This window comes from Nautilia profundicola AmH (assembly GCF_000021725.1).
Classification (GTDB): domain Bacteria; phylum Campylobacterota; class Campylobacteria; order Campylobacterales; family Nautiliaceae; genus Nautilia; species Nautilia profundicola.
The window spans coordinates 1,348,485-1,370,525 of the sequence record NC_012115.1; the positions used below are offsets into that span (position 1 = coordinate 1,348,485).

A 22,041-nucleotide genomic window follows, 5' to 3' on the forward strand; every position below is an offset into this window, starting at 1 on the left:
GTCTTTAAAAAAGGCTCATGCATGTCCATTGTAGAAAACCTATTATTGAATTTATCAGATTCCAAAAACATAAAAACACCTAAAACAAAAGAAAATTTTCTGTTAAATTTAATACAGTCATATAAAGACGAGCCTGAAAAATTAACGAATATCCTAAAAAGCTTGGATATTGACGAAAAAAATCTCGAGGATATTCTACAAAAAAATAATAAAATTGACCCTTCTATAAATAAATTAATAGAAAAAATAAAACTATCATTAAAAGAAAATACACAAGTTACACAAAAAAATATTCGATTAACAAACATTAAAAATAACGATAATATTGAAACAGATGAAAGCAATATATTACAACAACTTATTAACAAACCTATTTCGAATGATGAACTTGAAAAAAAAGTAAATAATTTTATAAAAGACAATGAACCTAAACAAAATAGTAAAAAAACAGAAACAAAAGCAACAAAACAGAACCAACAAATATTAAATATAGAAGAAACTATTCAATCTTTACAACAATCTCAAACCGTTACTCAAACAGTTGATCAATCATCAAAGCAAATAGAAGAAAAAATAGTAACATTTACAAAGAAAATAATCACTTCCCAACAGACGTTAGAAAATTTAAAACTTTCAGATAAAGAAATCGAATCGTTTAAAGAAATAAAAACATTTAAAGAACTTATTAATTTTGCAAATAAAAAAGATCTTAATATAAGTAAAATTGTTTTATCATATAAAAATAAAAAAACAACTTCACCAAAACAAACTGCGATAAAAGATTTAAAATTTCAATTACCTAAAAATAAAATAGAACTAAAACAATCTGTTAATCCCACAACAAATCCGATTCTATCTGTAAAACCTCAACAAGCTAATGAAAAAAACAACATTCTTTCAAGCCTATTGCAGGAAAGTAAAGATATATCTTCGGAAACTCAAATAAAACAACATAATGCAAAAAAAACAAACGAAAACAATGAAAACATTAACCTTAACTCAAACTCTTTTGATGTTAATACATTAAAACAAAACATCCATAAAGCAAAAGAAACGTTAAAACATTTCGCAAGTAATTTAAAAGAGGCTGTAGAAAATTATAAACCACCTATCTCCAAACTTTCAATGGAATTACATCCGAAAGAGTTAGGAAAAGTAGAAGTAACCATTGTACATCGCGGAGACAATTTACAAATTCAAATTAATTCAAATAATACTGCTATAGGATTTATGCACTCTCAACAACAAGAATTGCGGCAAAATTTAATTAATATGGGATTCACAGATGTAAATATGAGTTTCAATCAAAATCAACAACAAGGCAACAAACAGTATAAACAAAACCAAAAATTTACCAATACGAATGATGATACAGATGAACTTATAATAGAAATTCCTTATCAATATGCATAATATTACAGTTTTGAAGTGGTGAAGCAGTGAAGTTGTGAAGTAGTAAATTTTAGTTCTATTTAATTTTTATTTTAAACCTTTTGTTTTGGGTAAAATTTCTTATAAATAAATATAAATATTGCTTCTCTTATTTTTAGTGTCTGGCATTTTTCAACGTTAGATCTTTTCACATTCATTTTCCATTGAAACATTTTTCATTTCCGTCACATTAACAACACTAAAACCGGAACACTTATTGCTCCACATTTAAAAAAGGCTTAGCCATGGCAGTAACAAGTGTAAGTAATACAACAACTACATCAAGCAGTGATTATGTATACAACCCTGATTCACAACTCGACAAAGACGCATTTATGAAACTTTTTTTAGCCGAACTTCAAATGCAGGATCCAACTGATCCCATGGATACGGATAAAATGCTCGAACAAACAGCGTATCTTTCAACAATGGAAATGAACGACAATATGCAAAAATCTCTTGATAATCTTTCAAACGTATTATCAACCACAAGCCAATTCAGCACTCTCTCAGCAATAGGTAAAATGGCTGATACCGGATACAGATATGTAAATGTAACGGATGACGACAATAGTGTAAATTTTGATCTCTATTTTGGAGACGATATAGCAAGCGGAAATGTAATTATTAAAGACAAAAACGGAAATGTAGTTAAAACCTTTCCTCTTGAAGCACATACAAAAGGTGTGCTCAACTTTGACTGGGATTTAATTGGTGATAACGGAGAAAGAGTACCGAGCGACACATATGAAGTAAGTGCTGAATACACTACCCCTGACGGTAAAGATATGACTACCGCACTCGGAGCTTATCCGATAGAATCAGTAAGATTTGAAAATGGAGTACCATATGCGAAACTCGGAAGCAATTATCTTCCGTTTAGTGAAATTCAAGAAATATACGAATGGCAGGATTAATTTTAAAGGAACGGAATGACTACTTCTTTTTATAACGGAATTACGGGACTTAAAAGTTTCCAGTACGGAATAGATATTTGGGGAGATAACATCGCCAATATTAATACGACTGGTTATAAAGAACAAATACCCGAATTTTCAACTCTTTTTTCAGAAACTTTAAATTCGGATCCTGTTTACTCTGATATAGGTATGGGAAGTAAACTTTCTTCAACCGCTATTAATCTGGATCAGGGAAGTTTAATTAATACTGATAATCCGTTTGACGTATCCATAAACGGTGAAGGCTGGCTTGCTGTAAAAAGATATAATGACACTTATTACACAAGAACAGGGTCTTTTACAAGAGATGCTCAAGGTTATTTAGTAGATGACAACGGTGATTATCTCTTAGTGGCAAACGCTAATAACCTTATCCAAAATGCCGATGGAAGCTATTCCGTAAACAGAAGTATCAATACCGATAATTTAATTTCACAAAACACTCAAATGAGTCCAATTTCACTTCCTAATAATGTGATTTTACCTGCAATCGCCACAACAGAAGCGACTCTTACGTCAAATTTAAATGACTCAGACGTAATTACAACAACAAAACCTTCTACAACTGAAAGCGATTTTAGCGCACTTTATTCAAAAGACGGAGCCGATTTAAAAGTAAGAGACGGCGACTCTTTAGTTTTCGGTTTCGGTAATCCGGCGACTTATCAAAATAATATTATATCCACAGAACTATGTATCACAGATGACGAAGCGGACGGAAAAGACGCCGTATATAACTTCACACTTAACGGAATTAACTTTAACATAGACATGCCGGACGGATCAACTAAAGAAGAAATTCAACACGCTCTTAAAGATGCTTTCGATCAAGCGGGCATAATAAATGAAATAACTGATAACGGTATAAAAATTTCAGATCCTAACCATATAATTTTAACTTCAGAAAATGAACTTTTACCGAATATTGCAGCAGCAAAGCTTACATACAGATCCGAACCACAAAACAGCTATGAATTTTCAACCATCCAGGATTTTGACAACATAATACAAAACCTTGCAAACAGCGCATACCCTGATGCGACAAACGTATATTTGGATGACGAAGGCAGAATTTCTATTGATAATAATTCTTTTAAAACAATAAATGCCTATACTCTGAATACAGAAAATTCTAACGATTTATTTATGAACAACTTAGGCAGACTCGGAAATGAAATTTATGCCGGAACAAGCGCAAAAAGTTATGATTTTCTAACCAACACTCAAAGTTTTGGAGGTAAAATCATAGAGGCGAACGGTCAAAAAGACACTATTTCAGTAACTTTCACAAAACAAAAAGTGTTAAATAATCAAATCGTATGGAACGGAGAAGTATCGATTCTTGATCCGGATTCAAATGAAATATCCACACAAAATTTCGAAATGACATTTGATTCAGACGGACATTTACTTTCTCCTACACAAATCACAATCTCATCTCCCCAGAATATAACACTAAATTTTAATATGACTTCTTACGCAAAAACAGATTTGGCTACATCATATTCTTTTACACAAAACGGAGTAGAAGAAGGATTTTTGAAAAACTATCAAATTGACCAAAACGGGCAAATTCAAGCACTGTTTTCCAACGGTCAAATGTCTGTCTTAGGTCAAATACCGGTATATCACTTCCAAAACGATCAAGGTCTTGAAAGTTTGGGTGGCAATCTGTTCAGAGAAACAGCAAACTCAAATAAAGCGATTTTATATACAGACCAAAACGGCAATTATATTAGTGGCAGCTCAATTATTTCAAACACCTTAGAAGCTTCCAATGTGGATTTTTCTCAGGCTATGACAGAATTAATAGTAACACAAAAAGCATACTCCAGTGCAGCAAAAACAGTTACTACAAGCGATCAGATGATTCAAAGAGCAATCGATATGAAAAAAGGATAATCGGAACGATAATTGCTTGAAAAATAAAAAACTCTAAAGGACAGCGTCATGATGAGAAGTTTATGGAGCGGAGTCAGCGGACTTAACGCTCATCAAATTGCAATGGATGTAGAAGCAAACAATATTGCGAACGTTAATACGGTAGGATTTAAATACAGCAGAACAAACTTTCAAAACCTACTTAGCCAGACAGTAAAAAGCGCAACAGCACCACAGGGTGATTTAGGTGGTAAAAACTCACTCCAAATCGGTCTTGGTACAAGTGTAAGCGCTGTTGAAACAATGTTTAAACAAGGAAGTATACAAAATACCGATAAAAATACGGATATGGCTATAAACGGTGACGGTTTTTTCGTAGTAAGCGGTGACGGCGGGAAAACTTACAGATATACAAGAGCAGGAGATTTTACGTTTGACGCAAACGGAAACTTTGTAGATCCTAACGGATATATTGTTCAAGGATGGCTTGCGGATCCTGAAACGCATACTATTGATACGGCAAGCGGAGTAAAACCTATTTCAATTCCTCCAGGACTTACTACTCCTGCAAACCCTACAAGTAAAATTGCAATAAAAGCAAACTTAAACAGTGGTGATCATATCACTGAAATGGACGGAACGAGAACTACAGTAGATCAAACTGCGGATATAAATGGTCTTTATAATGCAAATGGTGAAAAAATACAACTAACTCCGGATGTTGATAAAATCACTTTAGCAATTGATGCAAATAATGACGGAACAATATCATCTACCGAAGTGTATACATTCACATACGGAACAAGTCAAACAGATACAGACAGAAAATTTACAACAATAAAAGATCTTTTAGATGAAATTAACGCAATAATTAAAGATCCGACAGGAACAACTCCTGCTTCAGAATATCAGGTATATTTAAACGGAAACGGACAGATTGTTGACCCTCAAAACAGAATAAAAACAGAAGACACTTTGTCTTCTACAAACACTATATTAGAAAACATTTTTAAAGCGCTTGACGGTCCTGCAACAAGTACAGAATCAATGAAAGCGGTTCAAAACAGTTTTATAGGCGCTGATGATGTAGGTGAATTATTTAATGCAAACGGTGATGCATTTAACCTTGAAGACGGACAGGGAATAACAGTAAACATAAACGGACTTGGTGAAACAAGAAAATTCATTTATCAGCAAACTCCGATTAACGAAACTGAAGGGTGCGGAACCGCAACAGGTAAATATCAGCCTACCAACCCTATTACAAGTGATTCTATGGAAGGCTTACACTGGACATATGACTCAAACAGAGAAAGAGCCTTTTTCAATACAAACCAATATATTGAATTTACTCTATCAGACGGTAGTACCGTATCATACACTTATGGAAAAGATTTTCAAACTATCGCTGATTTATGTTGTTTATTGCAAAACGATATAACAAATAGAAACTTGGACGACACGATTAAATTCGAAAACGGTAAAATTACCGAAACAAATGATGTTATTACGGGTGTACAAGTATATGATTCAGCCGGAAATGCCGCATCTACTACTGCTTTACAAAATTTACAAAATATTTTCGAACCTTTAGGAAGCGGAACATCCACAAACGAATTCTTAAAAAACGACGTGTACTATTTCCACGATATTCAGGATCTTGCATATATTTGGCAAATAGCTGTAGATGACAGTGGAGACCCTTTAAACTCAACTACAGGAAACAGCGGTATTGTATCTATAAATGACGACGGTCAGTTAACAATTAAAAACACTTCATCTAACTCATTTAATATAAATATAGGCGGTTATCCTGATGAAGAAAAAGACAATCAACTCTTTACAGACGCATTTTCTCCAATAAACGGTAGTGTGGCAGCCGGCGGTACGGCTATTTCTCAGGCAATGAACGCGGCTGTACATACTACAAGCATAGACGTATTCGATTCCCTTGGAAGTAAACACACTCTAACACTGCATTTCAGAAAAACACATACTTCTGAAAATCCAAACGATCCTACTGTTTGGAAATGGTATGCAGAGGTTCCTGCACCAAGTACATTGGATCAGCCTGCTTACGGATATGTAAAATTCAATCCTGACGGAAGTATAAACTCATACAATCCACCAAGCTTGATTTTCAACCCTAACAACGGTTCTTCAACAGGACAGGCAATTCAGCTTGATTTCGGAACAATGGGTAAATTTGACGGAATTACTTCATTTGAAGCTCCGAGTGCTACAAGCGGGCAAACTCAGGACGGATATCCTGGTGGAGATTTACAGCAACTTGTTGTTGACCAGACAGGTACTGTTATCGGTGTATTTACCAACGGTAGAAGTTACTCTTTAGCTCAGGTTGCAATTGCAAAATTTGTAAATAACGAAGGATTAATGAGTGAAGGCGGAACACTGTTTAGTGCTTCTCCGAACTCAGGTGAACCTATTATCGGTACTGCCGGTACAGGAGGCAGAGGTTCTATTCAGCCGAGCTCACTTGAGATGAGTAACGTTGATTTAAGCAGAAGCTTAACTCAGTTAATAGTGATTCAAAGAGGTTTCCAGGCAAACTCAAAAACAATCACTACTTCAGACCAAATGTTAAACACTCTACTTCAATTAAAACAATAATGATATAATTCGCTAAAAATCTTTTGATTTTTAGCGGAGTAATCATGCAAAAACTCTTTGAAAAAAACATTAACTTTTTTTACAACAATCTTCCGGAATATTACAATTTAATAAAAAATATAAAATCGAGAAACTATAAGATAGTCAATGACAATATCGTAAACATTCATACAAACGAAAAAATATATCCCAACTCAATAATAAGTGATAGCATCAATATTGCTCAAGCACCTACTCACAACAACATGTGGGAAAAAAAATTCTTTACTCTCTCTCCAAACAAATGGAATGAAAAAGACTTTCCTTATACGGGAAAAGCTATAAACCATTTGATTAATCAGGCAGAATCGTTAGATTCGTTTGAAAATGAGAATTTTTTATTCGACAAAACTTTTTTACCGACAACTGCCATTTTCGGACTACTGGCCGGGAAACATTTAGATGTGTTAGTTAAAAACTATAATTTTCAGTCTCTTTTTGTTTATGAGCCAAATCCTGAATTTTTTGCTATAAGTTTATATTTTGTGGATTACGAATATATTTACAAAAAACTTGGTGAAAGATTTTTTTTATGGGTAAACGGTACATTAGATTACTATGCTATTGAAAAATTTTTTTACGAACGCGTTATCACTTCAAGCCTTTTAAACCTAATATATACTACTTATTCACATCCACTTATTAATGATGCAAAGGAAAAATTCGAACAAATAAGAACTGCAAAATTTAGAGGCTGGGGAACTTTTGAAGATGAAATAAAAGGTGTTCAAAATCATTTACAAAATATAAACAAATATCCGCTTTTATCAAAAAGAAAACAACTCAATATTCCTATTTGTGTGGTTGCAAACGGAAAAAGTTTGGAAAATTCACTTGCTTTTATTAAAAAAAATAAAAATTCAATGATAATCGTTAGTGTAGGTACGGCGATAAATCCTTTACTTAAAGCAGGTATACATAGTGATTTTCATATCGAACAAGAAAGAATAGACCTGTTAGAAAAAATATTATATGAACCCCTTAAAGAATACAAAGGTTATTTCATAGGTGCATCGGTTGTAAACCCTAAAGTGTTTACTTATGCCAAAAAACCTTTAATGTACATAAGAGAAGGTTTTACACTTTCTGACAAAAATACCCTTATCGGATCTTCTCCTATTGTTGGAAATAGTGGTTTTGCTTTTGCGAGTATGTATACAAAAGAAATTTATTTATGCGGTATGGATTTGGGTTTTAGATTAAATGAAAGAAAACATCCTAAAAACAGTTATTACGATAATAAAAACGATATTGCAAAAACAGGAATTAAAATAAAAGGAAACTTCAGTAACGACATATATACAAATTCTTTGCTGCTCTCATCAAAAAGAAACATAGAAAACCTTATTAAAGCATTAAATATTAGCGTTTATAATTTAAGCGACGGAGCTTATATTGAACATACCACTCCTATTAAAGACAAATCTTTACCTAAAATAAACAAATCGCTTTACATAAAAGAAATCGTATCAACATTTAAGATCACAAAAACAGCCTTACCTTCTTTAAAATTTGCAAAAGTCATAAAACAGCTTGAAAAATCTATTAATCATAAAACAAATAATATTAAAGAGCTGACAGGAATGATTGATTTTATTGAAGATGTGTTTAAATCCAAAAACATTCCGGAAATGAAGATTTTAAAAGGCAGCATGTTTCATTATTTATTCAATTTATATTTACTCGCTCATAAATTATCAAAAAAAGACTTTCAAACTTTACTTAAAAATATAAATCTAAAAGAATTCTTCCCGGAAAAATTAACATCTGAATAGTTGACTGTTTCTTTTAGATTTTTTCAATTCATTTTCAAGTTTACAGACAATATCTTCTGCCCCTCCATTTGGAAAATATATTGTTTTTACAACAAATGTACACCTTATATCTTTAACTATACTAAAATCAAATTTTTTAATTGAATCTTGTATGTTTTTAGCCCTTTTGCAAGCATCGTTTTCCGTTTCGTTCAAAATAATTAAAAATGTACCGCCTCTTATTCTTGCAAAAACCTCGTCCTTTTTTAAAAATGATTTTACCGATGAAACCAATTCCAATAACGTAATATCACCAAACTGATGTCCGTAGAAACGATTAATGTTTTTAAAATTATTAATATCAAACATTATTAATGAAAACTTTTCATTGTTGCCTGTTTTACGTTTTATAATATCTATTGCCGTTTTTCTATTAAATATTCCTGTCAATCGGTCACAATCGGTGTAGTAATTATTGTGTCTTTGTTTTTTTAAATCTTTTAATTCATAAATCAATGTATATACCCAAAGAAGTATAATTATTAAAAAACTCGTCAATATTAAAAAATAAAAAAGAATTTCATTGGATGTAAAAAAAAGCTTGGTTTTAGGATTAATATATTTTTGATAAATTTTTTCTTTTTCCTCATAAGATATTTTTTCAATTGCACTGTTTATTTTTGAAAGCAAGTAAGAATATTTTTTCGAAAGCATAAAACGGACTTTAAAATCAATAGGAATTTGACCTGATATTTTCAAGTCTTTAAATTCATATTTATTAATTTTATAAGCAATAACCGGAAGAATATCAATAGCAGCAAAAGCTTTGTCTTCTTTCACCATATTTAATGCTTCATCCGTATTGTTTACATACACATAATCTAAATAAGGATATCTACTATACATCATTTTAGCTGCAGTATAATTGCGTCCGACAGCGATTTTTTTATTTTTTAAATATTCTATATCGAATATAAAACCAATACTGTTTTTAGTTGCAATTACAAGAGGATACGTCACATATGCTTTTGAAAAAACGGCATAACTTTTTCTGTCTTCGGTTTCATCCGTGCTTACAGTCAAAGCCGCATTAGAGTTTTTTATCTCATTTAAAACATCACTCCACTTTTCGACAACTTTAAATTTATAATTAATACCGGCTTTTTTTGCAACAAGTTTCCAAAAATCTATACCTATTCCCTCTAAACGGTTAGAGTTTATCATATTAAACGGTTCCCATTTATATGTTGTCACTACAGTTATTTTGGAATCGGCGTATACAACATTCAATATTAAAACAATAAGCAAAGTTTTTAAAAATTGAAAAATTTTTTAATCCTTTCATATGAAAACGTGTTTAATAAATCTTCTTTTTCGCACCACCCTCTTCTTGCCTGATTAAGTCCGTATTTAAAGCTGTTATGATAACTGTTTAACAATAATTTTACATTTTTATCAATAGCTTTTTTTATTAAAACATCACTTAAATCAAGATATTTAGGATTTGAGTTTATTTCCATTGCTTTATGATGCTTATTCGCACACTCAAACACCTCATCCCAATCCAAATCAACACCTTCTTTTTTTAAAACCTCTCTTAAACTCGGTCTTAGTAAAACTTTAACATATGGATTCTGAAGAGCCTTTATATATCTTTTTGTCTGCATATCACTGTTTAATTCGGCTTCTTTCATAATTGCGCAAACAAAATCCGCTTTTTCAAGCAGATCTTCTTTTGCTTCAATTTCACCGTTTTCATCTACTCTTACCGTTAAGCATCTTATAATTTTGATATCTCTATTTTTATTTGCAATATATTCGTTAATTTCTAAAAAACAGTCTTTATCAACATTTAAAATAAGATATTCAAATTGATTTTTTTTTGCATTCAAAACGGCTTTATCAACTTCTTCTTTTGTAATTACATTCTCCATTACACCGCGTATATCATCAGCTTTTATAAGTTTCGGAAGAGAATTACTCATTGCGGCTTCAATCTCACCCCTGTTTTCTCTAAGCTCAGGTTCAACATATTCCAACCCTACACTTTTATACACATCTTCTTCCGTAAGTGACGCAATTCTTTCATTGCCTTTGTAAACACCGTATTCGTTTATTTTAAGACCTTTTTGTATTGCCAGCTTTCTAATTTCTATATTATGCGATTTCGAACCGGTAAAATAATGCAAAGCCGCCCCGTAGCTCTCTTTAGCAACCGCTCTTAAATCCACCTGCAAATCATTGTCCAAAAATACGGTTGAGCGTGTCAATCCCTTGGAATAAACCTCTTTAACTTTATGAAATTTAATAAAATATTCACTGACTTTCGGATAGTCTTTGGCAATTACCAATATATCCAAATCGCCTACACTCTCTTTTTTACGCCTGAAACTCCCTGCAATATCAACTGTTTCGACCCCTTCAAACTCAAGCAGATAATCTTTTAATTCGTTTGCAGTGTCCTCTACTTCAGCCCATAAAAACCTTATTCCGGCTTTTTTAAGCTGTTTAACGCCTTTTAAGATCTTTTCTATCAATTTAGGCCCGAAACCAGGTAGTTTGTCCAACTCTCCGCTGTATGCGTATTTTTTTAAATCATCCATATTCTTAATACCGAATGTTTCATACAACTGCTTAACCCTTTTAGGACCCAATCCTTCAATGCTAAGCAGCTCGACCACCCCTTTAGGGATCTCTTTTTGCAGTTCTTCTAATTTATGAAATTTACCTGTATTTACGATTTCTTTTATATATTCACTAAGATCATGCCCGATACCTGGCAGCTTTGTTAAATCAAACCCTTCTTTTACAAGCTTACTGAAGTCTTTTGCGGAGTTTTCCAGAATTCTTGCGGCATTTCTGTATGCCCTTACTTTAAAAGGATTTTCTCCTTTTATTTCCATTAAATCCGCTGTTTTTGATAAAATGTCCGCTATTTGCTTATTAGTGACCATTAATTTCCTCAAGTTTTTTTATTATATCGTCCCTAAACGGCACTATTAAAACTTTCTGTTTACTTGTTTCACCTTTAATTGCAATCTCGCTTTTAGGAATTTTAAATTCTTTACCGATAAATTTTATCAGTTCTTTGTTAGCCGCACCTTCTACAGCTGGAGCTTTTATATTTACCTTTAAACTTTCTCCGTATTTACCCGCTATTTTATTTTTAGAAGAATTCGGCTGCGCTTTTATTTTAATATAAATATATCCGTCTTTAATCTCAAACATTTTTCTCCTTTTTTTTATTTTATCATATTAACAAGATATAATATAAAAAATAAAAGGGATGGGAATATGAAAAAAATGCTTTTATTGATTAGCATAGTTTTATGTCTTAACGCCGGGATTTTTACACAAAAGCTTTCAGAATGCTTTATAAAAAACACCTCATCAAACGATAGAATTTTACTTGCCAAATGGATGTTTGTGGTATTGTCACAGTATCCGGAATTAAAATCACTTTCAAACGTTACGCCGAAAGTGGTGGACAGTTACAACAAAAAAGTAGCTTTTTTATTTAAAAGACTTCTTACAAAAGATTGTAAAAAAGAAGCGTCATTAGTACTTAAATATGAACCTGGCGGTATGAGTGAAAGTTTTAATATCTTGGGAAAAATAGCAGCGGGAGAAATAATGTTAAACAAAAATGTCCTAAATGCCGTTAAAGGTTATACCAAATATATCGATATGGAAAAGATAGTTAAAGAATTAACGAAATAATTTTTTTTATATCCGTACGGTTTCTAATAGTAGTGTTTTGAATATTTTTCAGTTGATCTGTAATTTCATCAACATCACAAATAACGATACCATCAACTTCGCTATATAAAGCTTTTTGATTAAAAATATATTTTCCGCTTATTATAGGTTTATTGAAATATGCGGCTTCTACCGGATTATGTCCTCCTACGTTATCGACAAAACTGCCTCCTAAAATAACAATATCCGCAACAGCGTATAAATTAACAAGCTCTCCCATTTTATCCATTAATATTAAATCACCATCAAGTTTACACTCTTTTTCACCGTTTTTGCATATATCACTAATTCTTACCGCACTGCCGTAATTATTTAAAATCTTATATACTTCTTCAAATCTTTCCGGATGTCTTGGTACCACTACCACTTGATATTCATTCAAAGGTAAATTTTCTAAAATCAGCTTTTCTTCATTCTCATGGGTTGAGGCTACAACAATTAAAGGTTTTGTTTTTATATATCGTGTAGTAATACTCGGATTGAAGTATGTTTTAATATTACCCACAACTTCAACATTTTTGGCACCTAATGAAACCAGCCTTTGTCTGTCCGTCTCACTTTGAGCCAAAACAAGATCTATGTTTTGGAATATTTTTTTGTAAAACCATTTAAATTTCAGATATTTAGGATAGCTTTTTTCACTTATTCTGGCGTTTAATAAAACCGTTTTAGAGCATTTGCGTTTTGCCGTATAAAAAAGCATATACCAAAGCTCCGCTTCCATAACAATAAGAGTATTGCACGGTTTTACCCAAAAAGGCAAAAAAATTTCATACGGTAAAAATCTTACATCTGCATTTTTGTATTTTTTAGCTTCTTCAAAACCAGTATTTGTTATAACGCTTATATTAACTTTCTCAAACTGTTCAATTACAGGCCTTAAAGCCCTTGTTTCTCCCAATGAACAAGAATGAAACCAGTATCTTTTCTCGCAAAAAGGCGGGTTTTTATATAAAAAAAATCTTGCGGGAATAGACTTTTTATATTTTGATTTAAAAGATAAAATAATTAAAAAAGGAAGGGAAATAAAATAGATAAATAATGAGAATATATAATAAAAGGCGGTAAACACTTTTATTCTTCGTTTACTTTATCTTCGTCTTCTATATATAAAACTCTACCACAGTGAGGACATGTTACGATTTCTTCACCTTTAATAACTTCTGAAAAGATTTTATCGTTTATTTTCATATTACAACCGCTGCAAGCCTGTTTTTTAACAGGAGTAACCGCCGTAATTCCAGCCCATCTTTTTATTTTTTCATAAAAGGCATAAATTTTAGGACTCATTTTTTTAACTAATTCTTCTTTTGCTTTATAAATTTCTTCTTTTTGTTTTTCCACAGTTTCAAGTTTTTTAGCAACATCCATACTTAAAATCGTAATTTCCGCTTCAATTTTTTCAATTTCTTCCTGAATAGATTTCTTTTCTTCTTCTTTTTGTTCTAACTGTTTTTCAAATTTAGCGATTTCTTCATTTGCAACTTCGATTTGTTCACGTGCAAGTTCTTCTTCGATTTGAAGAGCTTTAAATTCTTTTTCACTTTTTACTTTTGACTGTTTTTCTTCAATGTTTTGAAGTTTTTCTTTAAGTTCTGCAATTAAAAGTTCGTTTTTGCCTCTTTTTAATTTAATATTCTTAATTTCTTCTTCTAATTTTTCAAGTCTCTCTTCAAGTAGGTTTTTTTGATTTTCAAGTTTAAGTAAAGGTGCTTTGATTCCCGCTTCTACAGGTTCAAGCTCTTTTAATTTTCTCTCAAGTCTATTTAATTCTATTAGCTGCTCAAGAAATTTATTCATTTTATGCCTTTTTTAAGTGGAATTATAACATAAATAAGCAATCAAGTTGTGAAGTTGATAAGTCATTAAGATTTAACAAAACATCCTCGCCCGCACCACTTCGCCCTTCACAACTTACCTACTTACCTATTTAATAAAAAAGGGATTTTTTGAATTGGTTTTTACTATTTCAACTTTTAAATCTTTAATATCCCTGTAAAGAACATCTACAAAAAACCTCTCACTTTCATAATGTCCTATATCCATCAAAGATATTCCCCTGATTTTGGCATCCATCGCCTCATGGTATTTTATATCACCCGTTAAAAACAAGTCGGCTCTGATATAAGGCAGAAGTGACATTCCTGCACCGGTTGTGAGTGCGACTTTTTTTATTTTTTTGTGACATTTAACGGTTTTTAAGCATTTTAAATCAAGTTTTTCTTTTACAAACTCCGCAAATTCATCAAAATCCGAATCAATTTCCGCCGTATAAACAAAATCAAAACTCTCGCCCTTTAAACCAAGCACTTCTTCAGCTACGTATCTGTTAAGGTGTGTTTTATCAAAATTCGTATGCATTGCAATGAATGATATATTTTTTTGAATAAGTTTAACCAAGAGCTTTGTTGAAAAAGAAGTAGGCACCACGTTTTTAAGAGGTTTGAAAATCAATGGATGATGCGCAATAATTAATGAGTTTTCTTCCGCATTTTCAATCACCTCTTCATCCAAATCGAGCGTTAAATAGATCTTTTTAACATCATTATCAAAACTTCCGACCAAAAGCCCGCTGTTATCCCATTCCTCCTGAAGTTCAAACGGACTGATTTCATTTAAAAAATCGTATATTTTTTTTAGTTTCATATTACTCCTTGATTGCTTTTACGTATATTTTTTTAACCAACGTCTTATCTCCAACTTTCATTTCCACTTCGATTTTGTGGATTCCTGGTTTTTGAAACACATAATCAAATTCCCTTATTTTTTTATCAATGATATCATAAACACTGTTATCAAACGAGATTTTTAATTCGTCTATTTTACTGCTGTCAAAATCATAAACCAAATCCACACTTACCTCCAAAGGTGCTTTACCGACTTTAGGGTTTACATCTAAATTAAAAAACAGATTCTCATTTTTTTTTGATATTTCATTGTATGTTGTGTTTTCATCAACTTCTTCTCTTTGGATTTGGGAGATATTATTCCCATTTTCGGCAATTGAATACACATAAACTTTATATTTTCCTCCAACCGCAATATATTCGCCATTTACACTCAAATCCACTACATCAACCTGATTTATATCGTAAGTTTCGGTATTTGTAAACTGAGAAACATTTTCATAAACATAAATTTTTTTATCTGTCGCAATATATACTTTACCTCCGAAAGTATCTACAGCTTTAATTTTCCTGTATCCAAAATCTATTTTCTGTAATCTGCTTCCGTCAATATAAAAAATATCAACCTCATTATTCATAAAAAGCAAAAATTTATTATCATCTATAAATTTGATTTTTTTAATATTTTTTATTCCTTTTAAAGCTATTCTTTTTTCGGCTTTTAATCTAAAATCATAAAACCTATCAATATATACTTGATTAGGAGCTGCGGCAATTAAATAATTACATAACGCAGAATCAATAAAATCGACACTTTTAATATTTCGTTTTTCTATGTTTATTATTATTTTGTTTGTTGTTAAATCGTAGGCTTTAATATTTTTATTTGTAATTCCGAACAATATATAGTCTTTTAAAACAAATCCCTGAAATTCACCTGGAAATTTACTTATTAATTTAAAATTGTTGTCAAAAATATTAATTCCGTCGTATTTATTTAGCACTACAATTTTATCTCCGGTTGCGTTTAGTTTTGCTTCTAATATATTGTCAATATGTTTTTTCTGCTTTTGCTTTGTTAATAAATTATACAAATATATTTTTTTTACCGTAGAATATAAAAGTATATCGTTTTTAAAATCCAGTGATTTAAGCGCATTGGTAGATACGGAATAGATAACGTTTAAAGAAGCGGCATATAAAAATGCCGTGAAAAAAAATAAAATCAATCCCCCTCTTTTCATTTTAATCCCCTAATATTTATTCATCCACTCCTACATACGTCTCAGCCACACCTTTAGCGAGTTCTCTGATTTTTAAAATATAGTTTTGTCTTTCAGTCTGTGAAATCGCTTTTCTTGCATCAAGCACGTTGAATATGTGAGAAGCCAGAATCGTGTAATCATAAGCAGGAAGCGGAAGTTTCGCCTCAAGGCATCTTTTAGCCTCTTCCCTTGCATCTTCAAACCATCTGAACAGCATCTCTACATTCGCCACTTCAAAATTGTATTTTGAAAATTCAAACTCGCTTCTTTTATGCATATCACCGTAAGTTGTATTTTCATTCCATTTAATATCGTATACGTTGTCAACTCCCTGAAGATACATCGCAAGTCTTTCGGTTCCGTATGTAATCTCCACAGGCACCGGGAATGTTTTAAGTCCTCCCACCTGCTGGAAATAGGTAAACTGAGTAACTTCCATACCGTCAAGCCATACTTCCCATCCAAGACCCCATGCTCCGAGAGTCGGACTTTCCCAGTTGTCTTCTACGAATCTTACGTCGTGTTCTTTAAGATTAAGCCCGAGATACTCAAGACTTTCAAGATACATCTCCTGAATATTATCCGGACTCGGCTTCATAATAACCTGAAACTGATAATAACTCCCGAGTCTGTTCGGGTTTTCTCCGTATCTTCCGTCGGTAGGACGGCGGCTCGGAGCCACGTACGCCACATTCCATGGACCCTTGTCAAGACTTCTAAGAAGAGTCGCCGGATGAAAGGTCCCGGCCCCGCTTGGGAAATCGTAAGGCATTACGATATTGCAGCCTTTGTTTTTCCAAAACTCCTGAAGTTTTAAAAGTAAATCACTAAAATACATACCAATCCTTTATTTGTCGTTTTTCATAAATACATAATCACCAACATCAGCCCCGCACGCCCTTGCCACAACTTCACACTTAACCTTAAAAAGATAAAAAACATCTCTGCCGCACTCACCGAAAAGGCATTCAAAATTACCCATTCCCTTGCTTATAACCAGATCCGCTTCAAAAAACAGCTCTTTTGCCTTTTCATTAGCATACTTTAGATGAAACCCGGGAGTCGGAACACCGCTGTCGACAACACCGGCTATTTCCAATATCTCAAGCCCTTCAAGGTCTTTTAACGTAATATCGTTGATAATCGGCTTGCCTCTTGTGAAATAAAATATCTTATCCACATACTTTTTAAGCTCTTTTATCAATATTTCATCAAACACGTTTTCACCAGCATTATCGCCTAAATATACGATACTTTTTGCATCTTTCAGACGATTTTTAAATTCATTGTAATCATTATGCTTAAAATCAAGTTCAAAAATATTTTTTATCTCTTTTTGTAGATCATATTCCTGATTGACTCCCAAATCTATTACATTTCCCGATACTGCAATTTTGCAGGCGTCATAGAGTCTGTCTTTTGATTTTTCAAGTCTTTTTTCAAGAATATCTTTAAATTTCAGTGCTTCTTTTATAGCCGCTTCTTTTTCTTTTGAAAAAGGGTCTTCAATACCTGTGGTTTTCGATATATAATCATACACCTCAGCCGCTATTTCGGGAGGGGTTACGTCCAAAGAATATTTACTTATAATTTTTGCCACACCTCTTAAAATTTCACTGGCTTTATCCTCATCCAAGCCAAGACGCTTTGTTAGGTTTAGCGTCTGCGTATATATACACAGATAACACTCTCTGCTTATTTTCATTTAATACCAAGCTCCCTTTTAATTACAGGCTCGTTAAACCCGCAGATCCATCTGCTGCCGATTAATATTACGGGCACACCCCTGCATCCGTGTCTTTCACAGTCTTTTGCAGCTTTTCTGTCTTTTGAAATATCTATTTTTCTGTATTTTACTTTGTTCTTTTTAAAAAACTGCTCGGCTTTTGTACACCACACACATCCAGGAGCTGTAAAAAGCACAACCCTTTTTACCGACATCCAACCTCCTTATTTTTCTTCATTTTCTTTTTTCAGCACTTTACCCCACATAAGTTTATATTTTTTACGGCAAAACTCAAGCTCGTTTTGACATATCTCAAGCTGCTTTTGCAGCCTTTTAATGGTTTCCTGAGAATCTTCATAAACTTCCTGAATGGAATAAATCGAGTTTTTCAAAAACTCGTTTTCTTCTTTAAGAGCTTCAATGGTTTCGTCTTTGCTCATTAAAACTTTTTCATGAAGAGTCAAAAGCATGCCGATTGTTCTTTCGGCCACATCATTATTATTCTCAATTACTTCAAGCTCCTCAACAGGAACGATGGCATTAGCTAAAGATTCTATTTCTATATAAATTACGCCATCACTTTTTTTACATTTGAGTTCTTTTTGTTTACAGGCTTTTAAAACTTCTTTTTTATCTTTTCCGCTTAGTTTACAAAATTCCTCTAACGTAAGCCATGTTTGCATCAGTCTATTCTTACTTCTACTTCTTTAGAATCCATCTCTACTTTTTTAGCTCCCGCAACCCTGTCTTCTTCAAGTTTGGCTTTAAGTTCGTCATCATTATTTGCTAAAATCTGAAGCGCAAGATACGCCGCGTTTTTAGCTCCGGCTTTTCCTACAGCTAAAGTTGCAACAGGCATACCTCCCGGCATTTGAACAGTACTTAAAAGTGCGTCAAGTCCGTCCATCATACCCGTAGGCATAGGAACACCAATCACCGGCCTTGTAGTAAGTGATGCAACCACACCTGCAAGGTGAGCCGCCATCCCGGCACCGCAAATAAACACTTTACAACCTCTCTCTTCAGCTTCTTTTACATAGCTGTGAGTTCTGTCTGGCGTTCTGTGTGCCGATGTGATAATCAGCTCATAAGGAATTTGGAATTTTTCCAAAATCTTAACAGCTTCTCTCATAATCTCATAATCGCTCTTGCTTCCCATAAGTATTGATATAAATCTCATATTTTCTCCTTATACTCCGTTTGGACTAAACTCGACTTTTTTTCTTAAAAACGTAAGATACGGCAACTTACAAGGTAATTTTATAGGGTTTAAATTCCCGCTGTGTACCGCTTCTAAAACCTTACCGTTTTTTGTTTCTATTTTATTAAACTTCAGTATCCATTTACCGTTTTCCTGCCAAATTTCACCTATTTCGTTTTTTACAGGTGAAATTTTAGCATTTTTTGGTGCGAGTATTTCAACAACGTCACCCGGGAATGTTTTATATTTACACATAAACGTTTCTTCATCTTCATTTACAATTCCGCTAACCTGCCATTCACCGTGAGTGAGTGAGGTTTCGAGATTTTGAGTATCGTGTCTTTCATAAGGTCTTTTTACAAGGTATGCGTCTGTAAGTCCCCTGTTTTTGGTAGTCAGGATTTCATTCATAAAGTATTCTTTGTCAAACTCCCTGCCTTCATAAAACGCATCAATCGCCTCCCTGTAGGCTTTTGTCACAACCCCGACATAATAAGGCGCTTTGGTTCTTCCCTCAATCTTAATGGAATCAACCGCCCCGCTTTTTAAAATCTCAGGAATATGCTCAATCAGACACAGATCTTTTGCGTTCATTATATACGTACCGTCTTCCGGATACTCTTCAAGTTTAAACATCATACCCGTTTCCGGATTTTCTGCATAAAGCACGTACGGATACCTGCAGTCGTTCGCACAGCTTCCTTTGTTCGGGTTTCTTCCGAACTGCACCGCACTCAACAGACACCTTCCGCTGTATGCAAAACACATAGCGCCGTGTACAAACGTTTCAATCTCTACATCCGGTACTTTTTCTTTAATTCTCTGTAAATCTTTTAATGTTGATTCTCTCGCTGCAATAATTCTTTTAACACCTAAATCCCTGTATGCTTTATAATCCCATGAATTAAGAGCATTAGCCTGAGTTGAGAGATGAATTTCAATTTCAGGCGCAATCTCCCTTGCTTTCATCAACACACCCAAAGATGAAACAATCATCGCATCAACGCCTATTTCTTTAAGTTTTAATATATGCTCTTCCACCAAAGGCAGCTGATTTTCAAACGGAAACGAGTTTACCGTTGCATAAACCCTAACACCTCTTTCATGTGCGTATTTTACCGCTTCGGCAAAATTTTCATAATTAAACTCTTTACCGCTGTGGCATCTAAGTGAAAAATGGCTCACACCGGCATAAACGGCGTCCGCCCCGTATGCTATAGCTATTTTTAATTTTTCAAAATCACCCGCAGGTGCTAATAATTCAACTTTCTTCATTTATTTTGCTCCAAACTGCGCTATTAATGCTTCTATATCATCTTCATTAACAAGTTCTTCGTTTTCATCACCTTTTATGTGAGTGGCGCTTTTAACTCTTTCACTATCATCAATTTTACCTTCAAAGAGTCTGTTCATATACTTAATTAAGGCTCTCATAATATTAATAACTCTTTCAATTTTTTGACGGTGAATATCCTGATACTGCATTATATCCATAGCCATCATTATTTCATCCTGAGTAGCTTCTCCGGATTCTATCGCTTTTTGAACTTTATCAATCATTTCATTAACTCTGTCAAGTTCCTCTTTAAATGTTTTAATATGAGGAAAAGCGTTTGAAAGTTTTGTGAAAAGTTCTTTTTCATGCTCTAAAAACTTCAGCACTTCGCTTAATTCTTCAACGGCATCGGCCATTGAAGCGGAAATATTATCCATAATATCCAAAATTTGAGTTGCTTTTTCTTCACTCTCTTTTGTAACTTCATCAAGCTGAGCAACAACTTTATGCTTCTCATCCGCAGGTGGCGGCATTATTTCTTCTTTTTCATCTTTTACTTCTTCAGATTCATTTTGATTTGTTTCTTCATTTTCAATATCTATGTTTTCAAGTTCGTCAACGCCGCCTGCCATTAAAGCATCTAATTCTTCTTGGGTCATGGCTCACCTCTTTTTTTGATTAATTATATATAATTTCATTTAAAAAGGCAAAAAATGCTTATAGACCTTCATAATCACACACCTTTATGCAAACACGCCATAGGTGAGCCCGAAGAATATATAAAAAAAGCGATCGAAAAAGGGATTGACATATACGGTTTCGCAGATCATGCACCTATGGATTTCGATTCTAAATACAGAATGTCTTTTGAAGAAATGGAAAAATACGAACAGACAATAGTCTCACTGTCTAAAAAGTACAAAAACAAGATTAAAATTTTATTAGGTTATGAAGTGGATTTTACACCGGTTATTGATGACAGAGTATTAAAAAGGGATGTTGATTATCTAATAGGAAGTGTCCATTTCTTGGACAACTGGGGATTTGACAATCCGGAATTTATTAGAGACTGGGAACAACGGGACGTGGATGATATTTATAAAGAATATTTTCATTTAATAGAAAAATTGGCGGAGTCTAAACTGTTTAACATTGTAGGACACCTTGATTTAATCAAAGTATTTGGATATAAACCCAAAACACCTATAAAAGACATTGCAAAAAACGCCGTTAAAGCCATTAAAAAATCCGGTATGGCGGTAGAACTGAATACTGCCGGAATAAGAAAGCCGGTAAAAGAGCTCTATCCCGGAGACGAACTGCTTGAAATGATTTTTGAAGAAAATATTGATATTACATTTTCAAGTGACGCTCACTCGCCGGAACAGGTAGGATTTATGCTTAATGAAACGGTGCAAAAAGCTAAACAGTTAGGGTTTAATGAAGCCGTTTATTTTGAAAAAAAACAAAAAATAAAAGTTAAAATTTAAAG

General features: G+C 33.1%; 21 protein-coding genes. 7 read left to right on the forward strand and 14 right to left on the reverse strand.

The window, feature by feature from the left end; all coding sequences use genetic code 11:
* Positions 1-21 precede the first annotated feature (21 nt).
* The 5 genes from fliK to NAMH_RS07125 all read left to right on the forward strand — a co-directional run bounded on the left by fliK (position 22) and on the right by NAMH_RS07125 (position 8,716).
* Entirely contained in the window at positions 22-1,413 is a 1,392-nt protein-coding gene (gene fliK / locus NAMH_RS07105; RefSeq protein ID WP_015902794.1) for a flagellar hook-length control protein FliK, read from the forward strand.
* Positions 1,414-1,676: 263 nt separating this feature from the next.
* Positions 1,677-2,348 (forward strand): flagellar hook capping FlgD N-terminal domain-containing protein, encoded by a 672-nt coding sequence (locus NAMH_RS07110; protein WP_015901867.1) that lies wholly within the window; start codon positions 1,677-1,679, stop codon positions 2,346-2,348.
* A 15-nt stretch (positions 2,349-2,363) separates the two neighbouring features.
* Complete coding sequence (locus tag NAMH_RS07115; protein ID WP_015902643.1) at positions 2,364-4,292, forward strand: flagellar hook-basal body complex protein; 1,929 nt, start codon at positions 2,364-2,366, stop codon at positions 4,290-4,292.
* A 48-nt stretch (positions 4,293-4,340) separates the two neighbouring features.
* Entirely contained in the window at positions 4,341-6,902 is a 2,562-nt protein-coding gene (locus NAMH_RS09410; RefSeq protein ID WP_012663715.1) for a flagellar hook-basal body complex protein, read from the forward strand.
* A gap of 44 nt (positions 6,903-6,946) precedes the next feature.
* Positions 6,947-8,716 (forward strand): motility associated factor glycosyltransferase family protein, encoded by a 1,770-nt coding sequence (locus NAMH_RS07125; RefSeq protein WP_012663520.1) that lies wholly within the window; start codon positions 6,947-6,949, stop codon positions 8,714-8,716.
* Here NAMH_RS07125 and NAMH_RS07130 read toward each other — a convergent pair.
* The 3 genes from NAMH_RS07130 to NAMH_RS07140 are packed head-to-tail and all read right to left on the reverse strand — an operon-like array spanning position 8,702 to position 11,923.
* Positions 8,702-9,985: a transporter substrate-binding domain-containing diguanylate cyclase gene (locus NAMH_RS07130; protein WP_143709757.1), complete on the reverse strand. Its 1,284-nt coding sequence runs from the start codon at positions 9,983-9,985 to the stop codon at positions 8,702-8,704. The genes NAMH_RS07125 and NAMH_RS07130 overlap by 15 nt on opposite strands.
* A 23-nt stretch (positions 9,986-10,008) precedes the next feature.
* A complete protein-coding gene (locus NAMH_RS07135) occupies positions 10,009-11,649 on the reverse strand; it encodes a helix-hairpin-helix domain-containing protein (RefSeq protein WP_015902121.1) in 1,641 nt (546 codons plus the stop codon).
* A complete protein-coding gene (locus tag NAMH_RS07140; protein ID WP_015902709.1) occupies positions 11,639-11,923 on the reverse strand; it encodes a DUF167 domain-containing protein in 285 nt (94 codons plus the stop codon). The genes NAMH_RS07135 and NAMH_RS07140 overlap by 11 nt, the downstream gene beginning before the upstream one ends.
* A 66-nt stretch (positions 11,924-11,989) precedes the next feature.
* On the opposite strand from NAMH_RS07140, the gene NAMH_RS07145 reads away from it, so the two are divergent.
* Positions 11,990-12,415 carry a hypothetical protein gene (locus tag NAMH_RS07145; RefSeq protein ID WP_015902035.1) on the forward strand — a complete coding sequence of 142 codons (426 nt, stop codon included), beginning with the start codon at positions 11,990-11,992 and terminating at the stop codon, positions 12,413-12,415.
* On the opposite strand, the gene waaA is transcribed toward NAMH_RS07145, so the two are convergent.
* The 11 genes from waaA to NAMH_RS07200 all read right to left on the reverse strand — a co-directional run bounded on the left by waaA (position 12,396) and on the right by NAMH_RS07200 (position 21,208).
* The gene (waaA, locus tag NAMH_RS07150) at positions 12,396-13,526 is read right to left on the reverse strand and encodes a lipid IV(A) 3-deoxy-D-manno-octulosonic acid transferase (protein ID WP_015901979.1); all 1,131 of its coding nucleotides are present in this window, start codon (positions 13,524-13,526) and stop codon (positions 12,396-12,398) included. The genes NAMH_RS07145 and waaA overlap by 20 nt on opposite strands.
* A 2-nt stretch (positions 13,527-13,528) precedes the next feature.
* Positions 13,529-14,254 (reverse strand): zinc ribbon domain-containing protein, encoded by a 726-nt coding sequence (locus NAMH_RS07155; RefSeq protein ID WP_012663615.1) that lies wholly within the window; start codon positions 14,252-14,254, stop codon positions 13,529-13,531.
* 126 nt (positions 14,255-14,380) lie between these two features.
* A complete protein-coding gene (locus NAMH_RS07160; protein WP_015902146.1) occupies positions 14,381-15,100 on the reverse strand; it encodes a Nif3-like dinuclear metal center hexameric protein in 720 nt (239 codons plus the stop codon).
* 1 nt (position 15,101) lies between these two features.
* Positions 15,102-16,325 carry a hypothetical protein gene (locus NAMH_RS07165; protein WP_012663467.1) on the reverse strand — a complete coding sequence of 408 codons (1,224 nt, stop codon included), beginning with the start codon at positions 16,323-16,325 and terminating at the stop codon, positions 15,102-15,104.
* A 16-nt stretch (positions 16,326-16,341) separates the two neighbouring features.
* On the reverse strand, positions 16,342-17,184 hold the full coding sequence (gene glyQ / locus NAMH_RS07170; RefSeq protein ID WP_015902179.1) for a glycine--tRNA ligase subunit alpha: 843 nt from the start codon (positions 17,182-17,184) through the stop codon (positions 16,342-16,344).
* A gap of 9 nt (positions 17,185-17,193) precedes the next feature.
* Positions 17,194-18,051 (reverse strand): damage-control phosphatase ARMT1 family protein, encoded by an 858-nt coding sequence (locus NAMH_RS07175; RefSeq protein WP_012663506.1) that lies wholly within the window; start codon positions 18,049-18,051, stop codon positions 17,194-17,196.
* On the reverse strand, positions 18,048-18,287 hold the full coding sequence (locus NAMH_RS07180) for a glutaredoxin family protein (protein WP_015902758.1): 240 nt from the start codon (positions 18,285-18,287) through the stop codon (positions 18,048-18,050). Before NAMH_RS07180 ends, NAMH_RS07175 begins: the two co-directional genes overlap by 4 nt.
* 9 nt (positions 18,288-18,296) lie before the next feature.
* A complete protein-coding gene (locus NAMH_RS07185; RefSeq protein WP_015901781.1) occupies positions 18,297-18,755 on the reverse strand; it encodes a DUF3972 domain-containing protein in 459 nt (152 codons plus the stop codon).
* Positions 18,755-19,252, reverse strand: a complete 498-nt coding sequence (gene purE, locus NAMH_RS07190) for a 5-(carboxyamino)imidazole ribonucleotide mutase (RefSeq protein WP_015902612.1) — start codon at positions 19,250-19,252, stop codon at positions 18,755-18,757. Before purE ends, NAMH_RS07185 begins: the two co-directional genes overlap by 1 nt.
* Positions 19,253-19,261: 9 nt before the next feature.
* The gene (locus NAMH_RS07195; RefSeq protein ID WP_012663890.1) at positions 19,262-20,548 is read right to left on the reverse strand and encodes a U32 family peptidase; all 1,287 of its coding nucleotides are present in this window, start codon (positions 20,546-20,548) and stop codon (positions 19,262-19,264) included.
* Positions 20,549-21,208, reverse strand: coding sequence for a hypothetical protein (locus NAMH_RS07200; protein ID WP_012663929.1), 660 nt, complete (start codon positions 21,206-21,208; stop codon positions 20,549-20,551).
* Positions 21,209-21,262: 54 nt separating this feature from the next.
* On the opposite strand from NAMH_RS07200, the gene NAMH_RS07205 reads away from it, so the two are divergent.
* Positions 21,263-22,039: a histidinol-phosphatase gene (locus NAMH_RS07205; RefSeq protein ID WP_015902455.1), complete on the forward strand. Its 777-nt coding sequence runs from the start codon at positions 21,263-21,265 to the stop codon at positions 22,037-22,039.
* The last annotated feature ends 2 nt before the right edge of the window (positions 22,040-22,041 follow it).